At 35.4% G+C, this 18,933-nt stretch carries 16 protein-coding genes; 13 read left to right on the forward strand and 3 right to left on the reverse strand.

Features of this window, described 5'->3' with window-relative positions:
• Positions 1-74 precede the first annotated feature (74 nt).
• The 9 genes from GQ46_RS13335 (at position 75) to GQ46_RS13375 (ending at position 12,855) form a co-directional block, all read left to right on the forward strand.
• Positions 75-3,830 carry an efflux RND transporter permease subunit gene (locus tag GQ46_RS13335; protein ID WP_044402965.1) on the forward strand — a complete coding sequence of 1,252 codons (3,756 nt, stop codon included), beginning with the start codon at positions 75-77 and terminating at the stop codon, positions 3,828-3,830.
• The gene (locus tag GQ46_RS13340; RefSeq protein WP_044402969.1) at positions 3,827-5,062 is read left to right on the forward strand and encodes a TolC family protein; all 1,236 of its coding nucleotides are present in this window, start codon (positions 3,827-3,829) and stop codon (positions 5,060-5,062) included. The genes GQ46_RS13335 and GQ46_RS13340 overlap by 4 nt, the downstream gene beginning before the upstream one ends.
• A gap of 35 nt (positions 5,063-5,097) precedes the next feature.
• Positions 5,098-5,523, forward strand: a complete 426-nt coding sequence (locus GQ46_RS13345) for a hypothetical protein (protein WP_044402971.1) — start codon at positions 5,098-5,100, stop codon at positions 5,521-5,523.
• 132 nt (positions 5,524-5,655) lie between these two features.
• Positions 5,656-6,042 (forward strand): DUF302 domain-containing protein, encoded by a 387-nt coding sequence (locus GQ46_RS13350; RefSeq protein WP_044405076.1) that lies wholly within the window; start codon positions 5,656-5,658, stop codon positions 6,040-6,042.
• 21 nt (positions 6,043-6,063) lie between these two features.
• The gene (locus GQ46_RS13355) at positions 6,064-7,287 is read left to right on the forward strand and encodes a permease (protein ID WP_044402974.1); all 1,224 of its coding nucleotides are present in this window, start codon (positions 6,064-6,066) and stop codon (positions 7,285-7,287) included.
• Between the two features lie 2 nt (positions 7,288-7,289).
• Positions 7,290-10,064, forward strand: coding sequence for a heavy metal translocating P-type ATPase (locus tag GQ46_RS13360; RefSeq protein ID WP_044402977.1), 2,775 nt, complete (start codon positions 7,290-7,292; stop codon positions 10,062-10,064).
• A 20-nt stretch (positions 10,065-10,084) separates the two neighbouring features.
• The gene (locus tag GQ46_RS13365) at positions 10,085-10,567 is read left to right on the forward strand and encodes a DUF305 domain-containing protein (RefSeq protein WP_044402980.1); all 483 of its coding nucleotides are present in this window, start codon (positions 10,085-10,087) and stop codon (positions 10,565-10,567) included.
• Positions 10,568-10,640: 73 nt separating this feature from the next.
• The gene (locus GQ46_RS13370) at positions 10,641-12,413 is read left to right on the forward strand and encodes an efflux RND transporter periplasmic adaptor subunit (protein ID WP_044402983.1); all 1,773 of its coding nucleotides are present in this window, start codon (positions 10,641-10,643) and stop codon (positions 12,411-12,413) included.
• 22 nt (positions 12,414-12,435) lie between these two features.
• Positions 12,436-12,855 carry a heavy-metal-associated domain-containing protein gene (locus tag GQ46_RS13375; protein WP_044402986.1) on the forward strand — a complete coding sequence of 140 codons (420 nt, stop codon included), beginning with the start codon at positions 12,436-12,438 and terminating at the stop codon, positions 12,853-12,855.
• A 196-nt stretch (positions 12,856-13,051) separates the two neighbouring features.
• Here the strand turns inward: GQ46_RS13375 and GQ46_RS13380 are convergent, their stop codons facing one another.
• Positions 13,052-13,606, reverse strand: coding sequence for a hypothetical protein (locus GQ46_RS13380; RefSeq protein WP_044402989.1), 555 nt, complete (start codon positions 13,604-13,606; stop codon positions 13,052-13,054).
• A gap of 327 nt (positions 13,607-13,933) precedes the next feature.
• Between GQ46_RS13380 and GQ46_RS13385 the strand changes: the two genes are divergently transcribed.
• Positions 13,934-14,563 (forward strand): SOS response-associated peptidase family protein, encoded by a 630-nt coding sequence (locus GQ46_RS13385; protein WP_044402991.1) that lies wholly within the window; start codon positions 13,934-13,936, stop codon positions 14,561-14,563.
• Here GQ46_RS13385 and GQ46_RS13390 read toward each other — a convergent pair.
• Positions 14,535-15,581: an AraC family transcriptional regulator gene (locus GQ46_RS13390; protein ID WP_044402993.1), complete on the reverse strand. Its 1,047-nt coding sequence runs from the start codon at positions 15,579-15,581 to the stop codon at positions 14,535-14,537. The two genes, GQ46_RS13385 and GQ46_RS13390, sit on opposite strands and share 29 nt — an antisense overlap.
• Before the next feature lie 131 nt (positions 15,582-15,712).
• Between GQ46_RS13390 and GQ46_RS13395 the strand changes: the two genes are divergently transcribed.
• A complete protein-coding gene (locus GQ46_RS13395; protein ID WP_044402995.1) occupies positions 15,713-15,916 on the forward strand; it encodes a hypothetical protein in 204 nt (67 codons plus the stop codon).
• A gap of 187 nt (positions 15,917-16,103) precedes the next feature.
• Positions 16,104-16,985: a GTPase Era gene (era, locus tag GQ46_RS13400; RefSeq protein ID WP_044402998.1), complete on the forward strand. Its 882-nt coding sequence runs from the start codon at positions 16,104-16,106 to the stop codon at positions 16,983-16,985.
• 26 nt (positions 16,986-17,011) lie between these two features.
• On the opposite strand, the gene GQ46_RS13405 is transcribed toward era, so the two are convergent.
• The gene (locus tag GQ46_RS13405; RefSeq protein ID WP_044403000.1) at positions 17,012-17,509 is read right to left on the reverse strand and encodes a GTP-binding protein; all 498 of its coding nucleotides are present in this window, start codon (positions 17,507-17,509) and stop codon (positions 17,012-17,014) included.
• A gap of 98 nt (positions 17,510-17,607) precedes the next feature.
• Between GQ46_RS13405 and der the strand changes: the two genes are divergently transcribed.
• The gene (gene der / locus GQ46_RS13410; protein WP_044403003.1) at positions 17,608-18,918 is read left to right on the forward strand and encodes a ribosome biogenesis GTPase Der; all 1,311 of its coding nucleotides are present in this window, start codon (positions 17,608-17,610) and stop codon (positions 18,916-18,918) included.
• Positions 18,919-18,933: the final 15 nt, after the last annotated feature.

Raw genomic sequence — 18,933 nt, forward strand, 5'->3', positions numbered from 1 at the left:
GCGTTTTATGTTGTGTTTGTTTTTCTGTTTTTCAGAAGTTCAATCCTTTTATAACTGTTTAATAATCAAATTATATGCTTAATAAAGCTATTAAATTCCTTATCGAGAATAAACTCGTAGCGGTACTACTACTCGTCCTTTTTGTAGGATGGGGAACCGTTAATGCGCCTTTTAATTGGGATACAGGATTTTTACCAAGTAACCCTGTAGCGGTAGATGCTATTCCAGATATTGGAGAAAACCAACAGATTGTATTTACTAAATGGGAGGGACGTTCACCACAAGACATTGAAGATCAAGTCACCTACCCGCTAACCACTTCTTTATTAGGTATTCCAGGTGTAAAAACCATTCGCAGCTCTTCAATGTTTGGTTTTTCAAGTATCTATATCATTTTTGAAGAAAACATTGAGTTCTATTGGAGTCGCAGTCGCATCCTAGAAAAATTAAACTCATTACCAAGCGGTTTACTTCCGGAAGATGTTAACCCAACTTTAGGTCCAGATGCTACAGGTTTAGGGCAAATATTTTGGTATACCTTAGAAGGGCGTGACGACAAAGGGAATGTAACCGGTGGTTGGGATTTACAAGAATTACGGAGCATTCAAGACTATTACGTAAAATATGCGCTATCCTCTGCAAGTGGCGTTTCTGAAGTAGCCTCTATTGGTGGTTATGTTCAGGAATATCAAGTGGATGTTAATCCAGAATTGATGCGACAATACAATATTGGTTTAAATGAAGTCGTAAAAGCAGTCAAGGAAAGCAATAAAGATATAGGTGCACAAACGTTGGAAATTAATCAAGCCGAATATTTAGTGCGTGGTTTAGGCTATGTGAAGTCTATCGAAGACATTGAAAATGCGGTAGTCACTTCCGAAGATTATACGTCAATAAAAATTAAAGATATTGGTAAAGTCTCATTAGGACCTGCAGCACGTAGAGGTATTTTAGATAAAGAAGGTGCTGAAGTTGTTGGTGCTGTCGTGGTGGCAAGATATGGTGCAAACCCTATGGAAGTGATTACCAACGTTAAAGAAAAAATTAAAGAACTAAGCGCAGGATTACCATCAAAAGTGTTGGCAGATGGTAGAAGGTCACAGGTAACCATTGTTCCTTTTTACGACAGAACAGAACTCATTGAAGAAACATTAAGTACACTAAACGAAGCTTTAACCTTAGAAATTTTAATAACCATTCTCGTTATTATCATTATGGTATTTAATCTTCGCGCGTCCTTATTAATTTCTGGGTTATTACCTGTAGCTATAGTAATGGTATTCATAGCAATGAAACTATTTGGTGTTGATGCTAATATCGTAGCATTGTCAGGTATCGCTATTGCGATTGGTACCATGGTTGACGTGGGCGTCATACTTTCAGAAAATATTATTAGGCACCTTGATGAAGAAGAACAACAATCAACAACTAACAACCAACAACTAACAACTAATCAAATCGTTTATAACGCAACAGCCGAAGTGTCTGGTGCAATCGTAACTGCAGTGATGACAACAATAATAAGTTTCATTCCTGTATTTACGATGATTGGTGCAGAAGGCAAATTATTCAGACCATTAGCCTTTACAAAAACCTTTGCTTTAGCGGCTTCCTTAGTGATTGCCTTGTTCTTAATCCCCCCTTTTGCTGCCTATTTATTTAGAAAAAGAACGCTTAAAAAGAGTTTCAACTATATTTTAAATTTAGTTTTAATAGGATTGGGTGTCACTGCGATTTTATATGGGTTTTGGTTAGGATTCATTGTAATAGCATTTGGAGCATTGTCACTATGGAGTCTTTATTTCGAAAAATCCGAGATCAACATAGCACTAGCTGCTTTTCACTATTCGCTTTCAAAAAACGCAATCAATATTATCATTTCAGCATTTACAATCGTATTTTTTTTAGCTGAATATTGGAGGCCTCTAGGAGTCGATAAAAATATCTTTTGGAATCTCATTTTTGTGAGTGTTATTTGTTTTGGCTTATTAGGAGTTTTTTCATTATTAAGAAAATTCTATAGTAAGATCTTGCAATGGGCTTTAGCTCATAAACTAGTATTCTTAATTATACCAACAACACTCGTTGTACTTGGTTTTGTCATCATGAAAAACACAGGTAAAGAATTTATGCCTGCTTTAAATGAAGGTTCGTTTCTTTTAATGCCTACCTCAATGCCACATTCTGGCGTTGAAGAGAATAAACGGGTATTACAGCAGTTGGATATGGCGGTAGCGAGTATTCCAGAAATTAAAACGGTTGTGGGAAAGGCTGGTAGAACAGAATCGGCTTTAGATCCTGCACCATTATCAATGTATGAGAATATCATTCAGTATAAACCAGAATATATGCTGAATGAAAACCGCGAACGCCAGCGCTATAAAGTAAATACTGATGGTGAATATGTGCTAAAAAATGGAATGGCATTGCGAGCAGAACAGCGTGAAGCTTGGCAATCTCTAAATGCAAAAGAACAACTCATTCCAGACAATGATGGTGAGTTTTACCGTAATTGGCGACCAGAAATACAATCACCTGACGATATTTGGAATGAAATTGTACGCGTCACCAAATTACCTGGTGTCACATCAGCCCCTAAACTACAGCCTATTGAAACCCGATTGGTCATGCTACAAACGGGCATGCGCGCACCAATGGGTATAAAGGTGAAAGGACAAGATTTAAAGCAAATAGAAGCGTTTGGTATCCAATTAGAAAATATTATAAAACAAGCGGAAGGCGTAAAAAAAGAGGCTGTTTTTGCAGACCGTATTGTAGGTAAGCCGTATTTGCTAATTGATATTGATCGCGAAAAAATTGCACGTTATGGTATCTCTATACAAGATGTGCAAGAGGTGTTAAAAATTGCTGTTGGAGGCATGGTGTTAACGCAAACGGTTGAAGGTCGAGAACGTTATGGTGTACGTGTACGTTACCCAAGAGAATTAAGAGCCAATCCAACCGATTTAAAGCAAATTTATATTCCGGTTTCAAAAGGCAGTCCCGTACCCTTAAGTGAATTGGCAAGCATTCGCTATGAAAAAGGACCTCAAGTGATTAAAAGTGAAGACACTTTTTTAGTTGGTTATGTGTTGTTCGATAAATTGGATGGCTTTGCAGAAGTAAATGTCGTTGAAAATGCACAAGCGCTTATTCAACAAAAAATAGATTCAGGCGAATTAGTAGTGCCAAAAGGCATGAACTATACCTTTACAGGAACCTATGAAAATCAATTACGGGCAGAAAAAACCTTGTCTGTTGTAGTGCCCTTAGCACTGTTTATTATTTTCTTGATTTTGTATTTTCAGTTCCGTTCTGTGGCGACATCATTTATGGTGTTTACAGGTATTACAGTGGCTTTTGCAGGTGGGTTTATTATGATTTGGTTATATGGTCAGGATTGGTTTTTAAACTTTAATGTGTTTGGAGAAAACCTGCGTGATTTATTTCAAATCCGTACCGTAAACTTAAGTGTTGCTGTTTGGGTTGGGTTTATTGCGTTGTTTGGTATTTCTACAGATGATGGTGTGATTATGGCAACCTACCTCAATCAAGTCTTTGATAAAAACAAACCAGAAAGTAAACTGGGCATACGAAAGTCTGTGGTAGAAGCTGCTTCAAAACGTATAAGACCCTGTTTAATGACAACGGTAACCACTACTTTGGCATTACTACCAGTATTAACCTCTACAGGCAAGGGGAGTGATATTATGATACCCATGTCTATACCTATTTTCGGAGGCATGATTATAGATGTGACGTCCTATTTTTTGGTTCCTGTATTGTATAGCTGGAAACAGGAATTTCAACTTAAAAGAGCAGCAAAATGAAACATATTAAATTGAATATAAAAGAAGGGGTTTTTCTTTGTGCTTTTCTCTTTGTTCTTAATGGCAATGCACAGCAATTGGGAACCCTTATTGATGAAGCATTAACAAATAATCCAGAACTTCAAAAGTTTGAATTACAATACGGTATTGCTTCCGAAAAAGTGAATGAAGTCAACACCTTGCCTAACACCGAATTTGGTGTCGGTTACTTTGTGAGTGAGCCAGAAACACGAACAGGAGCGCAACGTTTTAAAGTATCGGCTAAACAAATGTTACCGTGGTTTGGGACCATTACATCAAGAGAAAATTATGTGAGTTCGTTGGCCGATGCTAAATACGAGGACATTGTTATCGCAAAGCGAAAATTGATGGCTTCGGTATCACAATCCTATTATAATTTATACGCCAACAAAGCTAAACAAGAGGTGCTAACCGAAAACATCAAACTATTAGAAACCTACGAAACCTTGGCACTAACATCTGTTGAGGTAGGTAAAGCATCTGCTGTAGATGTGTTGCGTTTACAAATGCGCCAAAATGAAATGCAACAATTAAAAGAGGTTTTGGGTCAACACTATCTAACAGAACAGACTACTTTTAATAAGCTTTTAAATCGCGAGAAGGATATTGTGGTAACTAGTGTAGACGATTTGATGATTCCTTTAGAAGAAACGGAAATAAACACTAAAAATTTAGCATTACATCCGGAGTTAATTAAATACGAGAAACTCTATCAATCTGTAGAACAATCGGAAGTATTGAACCAAAAAGAAAACAGTCCAATGATTGGATTTGGATTGGACTATATCAATGTTGAAAGGCGACCAAATATGATTTTTAGTGATAACGGAAAAGACATTATTATGCCCATGGTATCCGTCTCCATTCCCATATTTAATAATAAATACAAATCACAAACAAAGCAAAATGAGCTGCAAAAACAAGAGGTTGTAGCACAAAAGCAAGAACGCTTAAATACCTTAGAAACGCTTTTAGATAAAGCCATTAACGAGAGGGTTTCTGCAAGAATAAGTTATGTAACACAATCAAAAAACTTAAAGCAAGCTCAAGATGCAGAAAACATTTTAATTAGAAGCTATGAAACCGGAACGATTGATTTTAATGATGTGTTAGACATACAGGAATTACAATTGAAATTTCAAATGAACCAAATCGAATCGGTGAAAACCTATTATGTGCAAACGGCAATAATCAATTACATAACAAACTAAAATTCAATAATTTATTAATAATTAAATTAAATATTATGAGAACATTAGGAATTATTTTTTCAGTAGTGGGCTTAATGGCACTAAACAGCTGTCAGCAAGAAACAAACGTGCCTGAAATGCTTGAAAACACAGAAACAAGAAATGAGATTATGCAAACAATTGCCAATGATCAAAATTACATGGATGAATTTATGGAGAACATGCAAAACAATAATAATGCAATGCAAATGATGCGAGGTAATAAACATATGATGGATATGATGCATGGCGAGCGTATGAGCATGATGAAAGATAGTACGATGAGAATGGATATGATGCATTCAATAATGAAGGACGGTAAAATGATGAATCACATGATGCAAATGATGCATAATGAAGGCATGATGAGTAACGATTGTATGCAATCCAGTATGAAGATGATGGACGATAAAGGAATGAATATGGGAGGCATGCATAATTAGAAATCAAACGAATGCGAACATTAAAATGAAGCAACTATGTTATAATTATGGATTGTATCAGTTCTAATTTTATTCTGGGCACTCTGGTATTTGAAAAAAGTAAAAACGAGTATTAATTTAAATTCAAAAACGATGGACTATTATTTTAATAAAACAATAAAAGGCACTTTTGAAGCGGTTATTGAAAGGGTCACAGAAGGATTAAAAGATGAGGGTTTTGGTATTCTCACTGAGATTGATGTTAAAGAAACCATGAAAAAGAAACTTGATGTGGATTTTAAGAAGTACAAAATTCTGGGTGCCTGCAATCCGCCTTATGCCTATAAAGCTTTGCAGGCAGAAGATAAAATTGGAACCATGTTGCCATGTAATGTTATTTTACAGGAAATTGAAGCTGGGGTCATTGAGGTCGCGGCAGTAAACCCGATGGCATCAATGCAAGCAGTTAATAATACGGAATTAAAAGAAATTGCAGAGGAGATTACAGATAAACTTAAGGCAATAATAGAAGGGCTTTAATTGAATTAAACACCGCTTAATATGAACAACTTTCTAAAACAATGGTCCGAAGCAGCCTTTACGACCACTGGATTTTTCTGGATGGCGCTTTGGGCATTTGCACTCGGCTATATCATAAGCAGTATGATACAGGTTTTTGTAACCGAAAAAAAGATGCAGGAAACCATGGGTAAAAATGAGGGCAAAGGTGTTTTACTCGGTACGTTTTTTGGGTTTATCAGCAGTTCCTGCAGTTTTGCCGCTTTGGCATCTACAAAATCCTTATTTAAAAAAGGAGCAAGTTTTATCTCGTCGATTGCCTTTTTGTTGGCATCCACCAATTTGGTCATCGAGCTTGGAATCATCATTTCCATTTTCCTCGGCTGGCAATTTGTCGTTGGTGAATATGTTGGAGGCCTATTATTAATTTTGATTTCTTGGATTTTAATCCGATTGATAAACCCCAAGAAACTCATTGAAAATGCCCGGAAAAACTTAAAGAACCAAGACGATGATGATATGGACACTTCGAAATCTTGGAAAAAGAAAATACAATCCGAAAAAGGTTGGGCAAAAGTGTCCAAACAATACGGAATGGAGTGGAAAATGGTATGGAAAGACGTAACCGTAGGTTTTACAATAGCAGGAATCGTCGCTGCCTTTGTACCCGATGCATTCTTTCAAACCTTGTTTATTAATAGTGGCAACGGAAACACCGATTTTACATTTTTTGAAATCCTAGAGCATATTATTGTTGGGCCAGTTGCTGCCTTTATGACCTTTATTGGCTCCATGGGAAACATTCCTTTGGCTGCGCTGCTGTTTGGTAAAGGCGTAAGTTTTGCAGGTGTTATGGCATTTATATTTAGTGATTTAGTCGTTTTTCCAGTACTGCGTATCAATGCAAAATACTATGGTTGGAAAATGTCATTATTTATCGTCTTTTTATTATTTACTGCTCTAATAGGCACCTCTTTAATTTTACATTATTCTTTTGATTTTTTGAATATTTTACCCGACCCGTCACAGGTGAAAATTCAGGATAGTGACTATTTCAAGATTGATTACACTTTCTTTTTAAACATAGCCTTTTTAGCACTTTCAGGGTTTTTAATTTATCTCGGATTTTTCAAAAGCACAGCGGTAAAACAAATGAAGGAAATGGCACCAAAAAGTCAATTGTTAGAAAATGTTTTGAAGTATGCTGCTTTAGTGTGTTACGTTTGGCTTGGTGGCGGATTAATGGTTAAATTCTTTATTCTTTAAAAATGAAACATACGTATCACATACACGGTATGACCTGCAATGGTTGTCGTAGTCACTTAGAAGAGACACTTTCTAAAGTAGCAGGCGTTTCAAAAGTTACTGTCGATTTAGAAAAGGCTGAAGCTACTATCGTAATGGAATCTCATATGCCTATTGAAGAATTTCAAGAAGCATTGAAAAAAGATGGTGGGCGCTATAGTATTCATAAATTAAGTGAGCAGCAGAACCATTCTAAATCTGAAAAAGAAGAAAAACCTATGAAACATACGTATCACATACACGGAATGACCTGCAATGGTTGTCGCAGTCACGTAGAAGAGACACTTTCTAAAGTAGCAGGCGTTTCAAAAGTAACGGTCGATTTAGAAAAGGCTGAAGCAAGTATTACAATGGAAACCCATATTCCTATTGATAAATTTCAAGAAACTTTGAAAAAGGACGGTGGAACCTATAGTATCCATAAACAGGGAGAACACCATCATTCAACAGAAAAGAAAGAAGAACAAACAAAAGGAAAAGGCACCGGAACCTTTTACTGTCCAATGCACTGCGAAGGCGATAAAACTTATAATAAACCTGGCGACTGTCCTGTTTGCGGTATGGATTTAGTTGAAGAGCAAAACCTATCACATGTTACTACAGAACAATGGACCTGCCCAATGCATCCAGAAATTGTAAGGGATGAGCCAGGAAGCTGCCCTATATGTGGGATGGATTTAGTGCCCATGCAACCCGATAGTTCAGCAGAAGAGAAGACCTATAAAAAACTATTAAAAAAGTTTAAGATTGCGGTAGTCTTCACATTGCCAATATTCCTAATCGCAATGAGCGAAATGCTTTCTAACAATCCGCTATACGATATCTTAGAACAAAAACAGTGGAATTGGATCCAATTTGCGTTATCTATTCCAGTTGTGTTTTATGCTACTTGGATATTTTTTGAGCGTGCCTACAAAAGTATCAAAACATGGAACCTCAATATGTTTACCCTCATAGGTATTGGTTCGGGTGTGGCTTGGTTATTTAGTGTGTTTGGGATGTTCTTTCCAGATATTTTTCCAGACCAATTCAAAACAGAATCGGGCGCAGTGCACGTTTATTTCGAAGCAGCAACAGTTATCCTTACGCTAGTGCTTTTAGGGCAGCTTTTAGAAGCGCGTGCACATAGTAAAACTAATTCTGCAGTAAAAGAGTTGCTAAAGTTAGCGCCTAATAAGGCCATAAAAATAGTAGATGGTGAAGAAGTGGAAGTTAGTATTGATAAGATCGTATTAAATGACATTCTAAGGGTTAAACCAGGCGATAAAATCCCTGTAGATGGCGTGATAACCGAAGGTGATACAACTATTGATGAATCGATGATTACTGGAGAGCCCATTCCAGTAAACAAATCGAAAGACGATAAAGTGAGTAGTGGTACTATTAATGGTAACCAGTCTTTTTTAATGAAAGCAGAAAAGGTAGGTAGCGATACCTTACTCTCTCAAATCATTCATATGGTAAACAATGCTAGCCGAAGTCGTGCACCCATCCAAAATTTAGCAGACAAAGTATCGGGTTACTTTGTGCCTGTGGTGGTCCTAATTTCTTTAATAACTTTTATAATTTGGGCTATTTGGGGGCCAGAACCGGTTTATGTGTATGCCTTTGTAAATGCTATTGCTGTATTGATTATTGCGTGTCCGTGCGCCTTAGGATTGGCAACACCCATGTCTGTAATGGTTGGCGTGGGTAAAGGAGCTCAAAATGGCGTATTGATTAAAAATGCCGAAGCACTTGAAAAATTAGATAAGGTAGATATTCTTATCATTGATAAAACAGGCACGATTACCGAAGGAAAACCAACTGTAGAAAAAATAGGGGCTTTCAATGATGGCCTGCCTGAAGACAAAGTAAGTTTTAGTGAAAACGAAGTGTTGCAATACATCGTATCATTAAATAGTAATAGCGAACATCCATTAGCCGAAGCAACGGTTAAATATGGTAAAGAGCACGATACTAAAATTATAAAATCAGACGCATTTAGTGCCGTTACCGGTAAAGGTGTAGAAGCGACTATTAATAGCAAAAAAGTAGCATTAGGAAATCCTAAAATGATGGAATATGCCAATGCAACCATCACTTCACCAATGGAAGAAGAAGCTAAAACCTATCAAAAACAAGGGAAGACAGTATCCTATCTATCAGTAGATAAAACAGTGGTGGGTTACGTAGTCATTGGTGATAAAATCAAGGCAACCAGTGCGAAAGCCATTAAAGAGCTTCAGGATAAGGGCATTGCGGTGATCATGTTAACTGGTGATAATCACGACACGGCGCAAGCGGTAGCAGCAGAACTTAAGCTTGCAGATTTTAAAGCAAGCATGTTGCCTGAAGACAAAATGAAGGAAGTAGAGAAACTGCAAGATCAAGGAAAGGTGGTGGCGATGGCAGGCGATGGAATTAATGATGCGCCTGCATTGGCAAAAAGCGATGTTGGTATTGCCATGGGAACTGGAACAGACGTGGCTATTGAAAGCGCAATGATAACCTTGGTAAAAGGCGATTTACACGGCATAGTAAAAGCACGAAATTTAAGTCATGCGGTGATGAAAAATATTAAGCAAAACCTGTTTTTTGCACTTGTTTATAATACGCTTGGTGTGCCTATTGCTGCGGGAGTGTTGTTTCCGTTTTTTGGATTATTACTATCACCTATGATTGCAGCCTTAGCGATGAGTTTCAGTTCGGTTTCGGTTATTGCCAATGCCTTGCGATTAAGAACAACTAAAGTTTAATATTAAATAGCAAATCAATTATGGAAGATTCAAACCAACATTCACAAAGTAAAAACTACAAAACATTCTTTTTAATGCTCGGTTGCTCATTTGTCACCATGTACATTACGATGTATTTAAATACTTATGCCATAGACCACGTGTATTTTAGTTTAACCCGTTTTTATATGACCTGTTTGGGTATTTCGGCGATGGCTGTAATTATGTTATTGTTTATGCTAAAAATGTATAAAAATAAAAAGAAAAATAGGGCCATCTTTATTGGTAGTTTTGTGCTTTTTGTTAGTGCTTTAGGTTTGGTGAGAGCACAAAGCCCAATTATAGGCGATGTACTATGGATGAAAGCAATGATACCTCACCATTCAATCGCGATATTAACCAGTGAAAGAGCAGATATTGAAGATCCGGAAGTTAAAAAATTAGCACAAGCGATTATTGAAGCACAACGAAAAGAAATTGGAGAAATGAAAGCCATGATTAAACGATTGGAAAATGAAAAATAAACAGTTGACTTATGACTAGGTATGGTCTATGCAAGAGGTTTTTCGTGTAGGTTTTAAATATTAAAAAATAACGATGAAAAAACACATAATTTATATAGGAGTATTAGCTCTAGGACTACTTCTAGGCTGGTTACTCTTTGGTGGTTCAGCAACGAAAGCATTAGAACACAATCACGAGGCAGTAACAGAAACTAATCAAATGTGGACCTGCTCTATGCACCCACAGATTATGCAACCCCAAGCTGGCGATTGTCCTATTTGCGGTATGGAACTAATTCCTGCTGAAAGTGGTAGTGATGGTTTATTAGCCGATCAATTTAAGCTAACAGAAAATGCAATGGCATTAGCCAATATTCAAACGACGATTGTAGGTAAGGGTATGGTAGAAGAAAATGGTACCACATTATCTGGGAAGATTGCTGTAAATGAAAAATCTAATGCGGTACAAGTGAGTTATTTTTCAGGGCGTTTAGAACAATTGAACGTGAGTTTTACAGGCGAGGAAGTGCGCAAAGGGCAATTATTAGCAAGCATTTATTCGCCAGAATTATATGCCGCACAGCAAGAATTGATTACAGCTGCGTCTTTAAAAGAATCACAACCTGCATTATACAAAGCGGTACGTAATAAATTGAAATTATGGAAGCTCTCTGAAAATCAAATCAATCAAATTGAAATCTCGGGTAAAGTAAAAGAAAACTTTCCTGTATACGCAACCGTTTCAGGGACAGTGACCGAAAAATTAGTAGCACAAGGAGATTATATAAAACAAGGGCAACCTTTATTAAAAATTGCCAATCTGAATACGGTTTGGGGAAATTTTGATGTTTACGAAAATCAAATAGACCGTTTTAAAAAAGGACAAGCCGTTATTGTGACTACAAATGCTTATCCCAATAAGGAATTTAAGGGAAAAGTAGATTTTATAGATCCTGTATTAAACACAAAAACACGTACGGTAACCTTACGCGTGGTATTGAATAATCAAAACAATGTGTTTAAACCAGGAATGTTTGTTGAAGGAGAAATACAGGGAATTCCTTCACGTAAAGAAAAAGTATTAACCATCCCATCATCAGCTGTATTATGGACGGGTGAACGCTCTGTGGTGTATTTAAAAACGAATCCAGACCAACCTGTTTTTGAAATGCGAGAGATCGTTTTAGGAAATCAAGTAGGTGAAGCATATGAAGTTTTGGAAGGCTTATTTGTTGGCAATGAAATAGTTACTAATGGCACATTTACAGTTGATGCAGCAGCGCAATTAAATGGTAAAAAATCAATGATGAATAAAGGAGGTGACAAAACAACATCGGGTCACGAGGGTCATCTTGGAATGGAAGAAACGGCTTCAGCAAGCAACGACAGTCCTTTTAATATGAATGAAAGAGTGAAAGTGTCAAAGGACTTTCAAAATCAGTTAAAAACTGTTTTTTATGATTATATCAAATTGAAAGATGCTCTAGTAAAAGATGATTCAAAAAATGTAAAGGCAGAATCAAAAAGACTAGTAGCTAGTTTGTCTAAAGTTGATATGAAACAATTATCAGGTACAGAAGCACACAGCCATTGGATGTCCTTAGAAAAAGAGATAAAAGCAGCAGCAACTTCAATTTCAAAAACGGCTAATATCAAAGCACAAAGAAACTATTTTAAGAAATTATCGTCAAATATCGCGAATGCTTTAGAAGTATTTGGTATCAATGAAAAGGTCTACCATCAATTTTGTCCTATGGCAGATAATAATAAGGGTGCGTATTGGTTGAGTAAAGAAGAAAAAGTAATCAATCCCTATTTTGGTGATGCCATGTTAACCTGTGGCGAAGTAAAACAAGTAATAGAATAATAACAATTAAATTTTTAAAATAATGAAGCATGTAATTTTATGTGTCGCTGTAATTGCAGTGATTGGTTTGACAAGTTGTAAAAACGAATCCAAACAAGAAACAGAAACCCCGCAAACTGAAATGTCCAAAGAAGTTACGGTAACAGAGGTGTCTTTTGGAGTAAGAGGTAATTGTGGCATGTGTAAAAATACCATCGAAAAAGCCGCTAATGGCGTTGAAGGTGTTGCTAGTGCAACTTGGGATGTCGACAAAAAGAAAATTGACGTGTCTTTTGACGATAGCAAAACAGATGCCATGGCTATTCATAACGCTATTGCTGCATCAGGTTATGATACTTCAAAAGTCTCAGGAAATGAAGCAGCCTATGAGAATTTACCAGGCTGTTGTAAATACGATCACGACATGATGATGAATCAATCCGGTGAAATTAAAGAAGACTAGCCTTTAGAAACGAATCCTTAGAAATTTTATATAGTTCCAGATTTTCTAATAATGGCATAGATTAGACAGTATGTTTTGGTAAATGGTGTAATTATAACTAGTAAAAGCCTTTCAGTTCAAGAATTGAAAGGCTTATTGCTTGCACAAAAAAAACCTATCAAATCATTGATAGGTTTTTTAGTTCATCAAATAAGTATTAGAACTTAGTTTGTTTAAATTTTTGAGTCATTAATACATTGTCTTCCTTGTTGTAATACTCGACTACAAAATGATTGTTGTCAAAATACCCAACGCCTGAATAGGTTGAGGTCGTAAAAATGTATAAATCTTCTTTTGATGATTTTATAGCGGTACCAAGTATGATTTCTTTGTCTCCATCCACAGTATAAACCACAAAGCCATTTCTGCCAGTTTTAAAGGCGTATTTCATATCATTATAAGTATAATAAGAAATGACACTTTTAGTCTCATAAGCGGCATCTTTGTCACTATCTACCATAATTGTTTTAGTTACTTTTGTAGGTGGAACAATTTGATTGGCATTATACTGGTCTGCTTGATCTGGATCGGTTTTAACTTCCTGTTCTTTATTCGTGATAACTTTTACTTTCGTTTCCGTCATCTCTCCATTCTTTTTTACCGTTTTGGTTTTCACTTTTGTGCTTTCCATATTATCTACAGGAGCGTCGCTGTCCTGAGCGTATGCTACTGTTCCTAATAATATTGCAAGTGTGTATAATAAATTTTTCATGTCTATAGTTTTAAGTTAATAAAATTTCAGAAAACTGAAATACTCCAGATAGGAGATTTTTAATATGTTTAGTACAAAACTACAAAGAGAAGAGGTTTTAATTTGGCTCAAAAGCAAAGCGGCTTAACTCATTTGATAAATGCAAAATAAATTTATGAGTTTTTAACAAACGTAATCTTAGGTTTAAGTTAATTTAACAGAAAACACAGTGTTAGTTGTTTGTCAATAAACGTTTATAATGTGCATTTTTTATTATCTAAGTCAATGAGAATTGCATTTGAACACATGTACTAAGAAAGTAAAAATTAGCTTTGTAAAAAACGGGTTATGAATTATAGACTTTCAAATACTGCTAGTCAAGCAACGATACAGAAAGCGTTAAATCTTAAATTTAAATATCCACATTTGTATAAGCCTAAACCTATAATTGATGGCTTGAAGGAAACCTCAATTCCTATTGTTACGATGGGAAATAATTCGGAAATAAGTCAGGCTATTTGGGGAATATTACCTAATAATTATAAAGGTAAATGGTCAAAGTTTCAAAAAAGGGTTAATACCCTTACGGTAAAAGTTAATAACCTCTATGATCATATTTTGTATGAAGAAGCTATAAAAGAGAGGCGTTGTATCATTTTGGCAACTGGATTTTATACCTCATATCTAGACAATGGCAAGTTAAAATCCTGTCTTGTAAAAAACATAGACAACACTTTGCTCTATATTGCTGGGATTTACAACACAACTAAAGATGGTTTTATTACCTGTTCTATAATTACTAACAAAAAATGGAATAATGATAATAGCATTAAAAACCTGGATGATAGCGCACCAATAACATTGAAAAAGAACCTTTTTGACGCTTGGTTAAATAATAGTACAGCGGAAAAGGATATTAAAATATTTTTAAATAATAATGCTTTAAATTCTAGAGAAATGCAGGTGGTTCTAGCTTAAAACTAGGTTGTTTGTTTTTTAAATATTTACTAGGGCTTATCTTATATTTTTTCTTGAATATTTTAGAAAAATAACTTCTACTACTAAACCCTATGGTGTAGACAATTTCAGAGATATTCATATCGCTTGTATTCATTAAATCTCTGGCTTCTTCTAATCTAGTATGTCTTATATATTCTGTAACTGTTCTGGCGTAGAGTAGTTTAAATCCTTCTTGAAGCTTTGCTTGAGATAAACCAGACGCAGATGATATATCATCTAAGCTGTAATCTTTTGAAACATGATTTGAAATGTTTTTCGCAATGGTTCTAATGGTATTTAACTCTCTTTTTGATAGTGACGTTTTATGTTTTTCGTTACTAATATCTTTATTATGTTGAGACATGTGTAGCGCTAAAATTTGATACACTTGGCCTTCGATTAATAACAACCGCATCATACCTTTTTGCTTAACCTTTCTTAGGGCAGAAATTCTATCGGCTAGTTTCAAATTATAAGTGCCAAAATAAGAAAATGTATTTTCATGAGTTGTGTCATGAAAAACCTCATATAATTTTTTGTTTAGTTGAGAAGCATCATTTAAGCGTTTGTTAATGAATTTAATTCTGCTAATTTGAATGACATTAATTTCTAATTTAATACCTTTTGGAAAGTAATCATAATTATGGCCACCATCTTTGCTGGTAATAATTACAGATTGAAACTGCTCCAAGCGCTTTTTTTGGTTCTGCAGTTCAAACCTATGCTCGCAATAACCATTTAAACAATAAGTAAAACGAATGGGATTATATTGCGAGGTATCCATTTTTAAAATGATCTCTTCAAAAAATATAATATCATAATCTAAAAGACTTCCTCCCCAGTCAAAAGTAATAAACCGAATAGTCCCTTTAGCCATGTCATTATCGACACTTAAAGTAAACACACCCCAACGTTCTACAATTTGTCCACCAATTACTTCTTGTAGTTGTTTAACTGTATCGGCAGTATTCTCAGCAGTAATACTTATGTTTATCATTGGTTTTAATTATAATGTAAAGATAGATATTAGTTTATTTTCTTTTTTTAAAAGTTTGTTAAATACCGGCCGTTTTTGTGAATACTGGTCATAATTAATGCTTACATTTATATAAACCAATTAATTGAACGATGAATAAAACAATAAAAAGTGTCCTTTTAATAGCCGGAATTGTTCTATTAGGATATGGAGTGTATACCTTAATAGCGCCTGAGGCTTCAGTAAGTATAGGTTCGTTAAGTATGGAAGCACAAGACAACACAAATGCTTATATCATAATAGGCTTGGGTTTAGTTGCGCTTATTTCCAGTTTTTTGGGCGGCAAAAAGGCTTAAATTAAAGAGGTTTTAAGTCCTTTTAAATGATTAGTATTGGGCCACATAGTCCAATACTAATTTTTATAAATCAAACTTTTCTACAGGTAGTAAAATCCATTTTATTATTAGGAGTTACAACATTGTTAATGAATAATCTCTTACTTAGTGATTAAGATTGTAAATTTGCACTATAAAAAAGTTGAAGATGGCTCATAAAGCAGGTTTTGTAAATATAATAGGGAATCCAAATGTTGGTAAATCAACATTGATGAATGCCTTTGTTGGTGAAAAATTATCGATTATCACATCAAAAGCACAAACCACCCGTCATCGTATATTAGGAATTGTAAATGGTGAAGACTTTCAGGTTATTTTAAGTGACACACCAGGCATTATAAAACCAGCATACGAATTGCAAGCCTCAATGATGGATTTTGTAAAATCGGCTTTTGATGATGCAGATGTGCTTATTTACATGGTTGAAATAGGGGAGAAGGAATTGAAAGACGAGGCGTTTTTTAAAAAAATCACCAATGCTAAAATTCCCGTTTTATTACTACTAAATAAAATTGATAAATCTAATCAAGAGCAACTGGAAGAGCAAGTGCAGTGGTGGGCAGAAAAAGTGCCAAATGCCGAAATTATAGCCATTTCTGCTTTAGAAGGATTTAATGTAAAAGAAGTCTTTGAAAAAATCATAGAACTTTTGCCAGAATCTCCAGCGTATTATCCTAAAGACCAGCTTACAGATAAGCCAGAGCGTTTTTTTATAAACGAAACCATACGCGAAAAAATATTAATGCACTACAAAAAGGAAATTCCTTATGCTGTAGAAATAGATACTGAAGAGTTTTTTGAAGAAGCAGAAATTATCAGAATACGGTCGGTTATTATGGTGGAGCGTGAAACACAAAAAGGCATAATAATTGGTCATAAAGGCAGTGCCTTAAAGCGTGTAGGCGTTGAAGCAAGAAAAGATTTAGAGAAATTCTTTGGTAAGCAAATTCATTTAGAACTATACGTAAAAGTGAATAAGAACTGGCGAAGCGATCAACGTCAGTTAAGACGTTTTGGGTACAACCAGTAATACTATTACTCCTTTTATAGCATGTATTACTCCTTTATAACAGTAGTCATAAAATCATGTAAATCTTGCATTTCTTGTTGGTTAGAGGTCTTGCTCACGCGACCTGAAATATATAATACAATCCACAGGATAAGCATAAATACCATTCCCCAAATTTGCAGATTGTAAGCTGCTTTTAGAGTCCAATTGGAATAGGCCCAAATCGCGAAAGCGATGAATAGTCCAGCAACAGCAAAATGAAGAAAAATAAAAAGGGTCCAGACGGTTGGGCTAGGACCAAATAAACCATAAAGCATACTTTTATTGTCTTCAGTTTCATTAATTTCTAAATGCAATTGAGGAGACCAGAATTGTTGTTTGTTTTTTGGTAATTTTATAAAAATATGATCATCAACTCTTGAGACTATAAACTGTTTTTGATTCTGTTTTTTTATCTCAAAAGCATTTAAAACCGATTGGCTTTTTTTGTTTAATTCTATTTTAAATCGGGGACGTAGTACAACGTCATTTAGCATTTCATTCATAATTAACTCATAATGAATGTAAAATACTATTTTTTCTCAAACTAAACACTACCTTTGCGCGCGCTTACAGGATATGTAAAGCAGATAAATAATAAGATATGAATAGTATAGTAGCCATAGTAGGAAGACCTAATGTAGGAAAATCAACATTTTTTAACCGTTTAATTCAACGTAGAGAGGCCATAGTGGACGCCGTTAGTGGAGTAACGCGTGATCGTCATTATGGTAAAAGCGATTGGAATGGTAGAGAGTTCTCCTTAATTGACACTGGAGGTTATGTAAAAGGGAGTGATGATGTTTTTGAAGCAGAAATCGACAAGCAAGTAGTATTAGCTATTGAAGAGGCAGATGCCATCATTTTTATGGTTAATGTTGAAGATGGCGTTACAGGAATGGATGAAGATGTAGCAAGATTACTAAGAAAGGTGACAAAACCTGTGTTTTTAGTCGTTAATAAAGTGGATAACGGTAAACGAGAAGAAGATGCTGTTGAATTTTATAACCTAGGTTTAGGTGATTATTTCACAATCGCCAGTATTAATGGAAGTGGAACAGGAGACCTATTGGATGCATTAGTTAAAGCCTTACCCGAGGTGGTGGCACGTGATGAAGAAGAAGAGATATTACCACGCTTCGCAGTAGTGGGACGTCCAAATGCGGGAAAGTCCTCTTTTATTAATGCGCTTATAGGGAAAGATAGATACATTGTTACTGATATTGCTGGTACAACAAGAGATTCGATTGATACAAAATACAATCGTTTTGGTTTTGATTTTAACCTGGTGGATACTGCAGGAATTCGTAAAAAATCTAAAGTAAAAGAAGATTTAGAATTTTATTCTGTAATGCGAAGTGTTCGTGCCATTGAACACAGTGATGTCTGTTTAATAGTGCTTGATGCAAATCGAGGTTTCGACGGACAAGTGCAAAACATCTTTTGGTTAGCGGAAAGAAACCGTAAAGGCATCGTGATATTAGTTAATAAATGGGATTTAGTAGAGAAAGATCATAAAACGACTATTGAGTTTGAGAAACAGATTAGGTCTCAAATGGAGCCTTTTACAGATGTGCCTATTGTGTTTATTTCGGCGTTGACAAAACAACGTATATACAAAGCAATGGAAACGGCTGTTGAAGTCTATAAAAATAGAAGTAAGAAAATTAAAACAAGTGTCCTCAATGACACGATGTTACCAATTATTGAAAATTATCCGCCACCAGCATATAAAGGTAAGTTTGTAAAGATTAAGTACATCATGCAGTTGCCTACACCGCAACCACAATTTGCATTCTTTTGTAATCTTCCGCAATACGTCCGGGACCCTTACAAACGTTTCTTAGAAAACAAATTAAGAGATCTTTTTGACTTTAATGGCGTGCCCGTTAGTGTTTACATGCGTAAAAAGTAAGGTTCTAAAATTAGC

It is taken from the genome of Lacinutrix sp. Hel_I_90, from assembly GCF_000934685.1.
In the GTDB taxonomy this organism is placed as follows: domain Bacteria; phylum Bacteroidota; class Bacteroidia; order Flavobacteriales; family Flavobacteriaceae; genus Lacinutrix.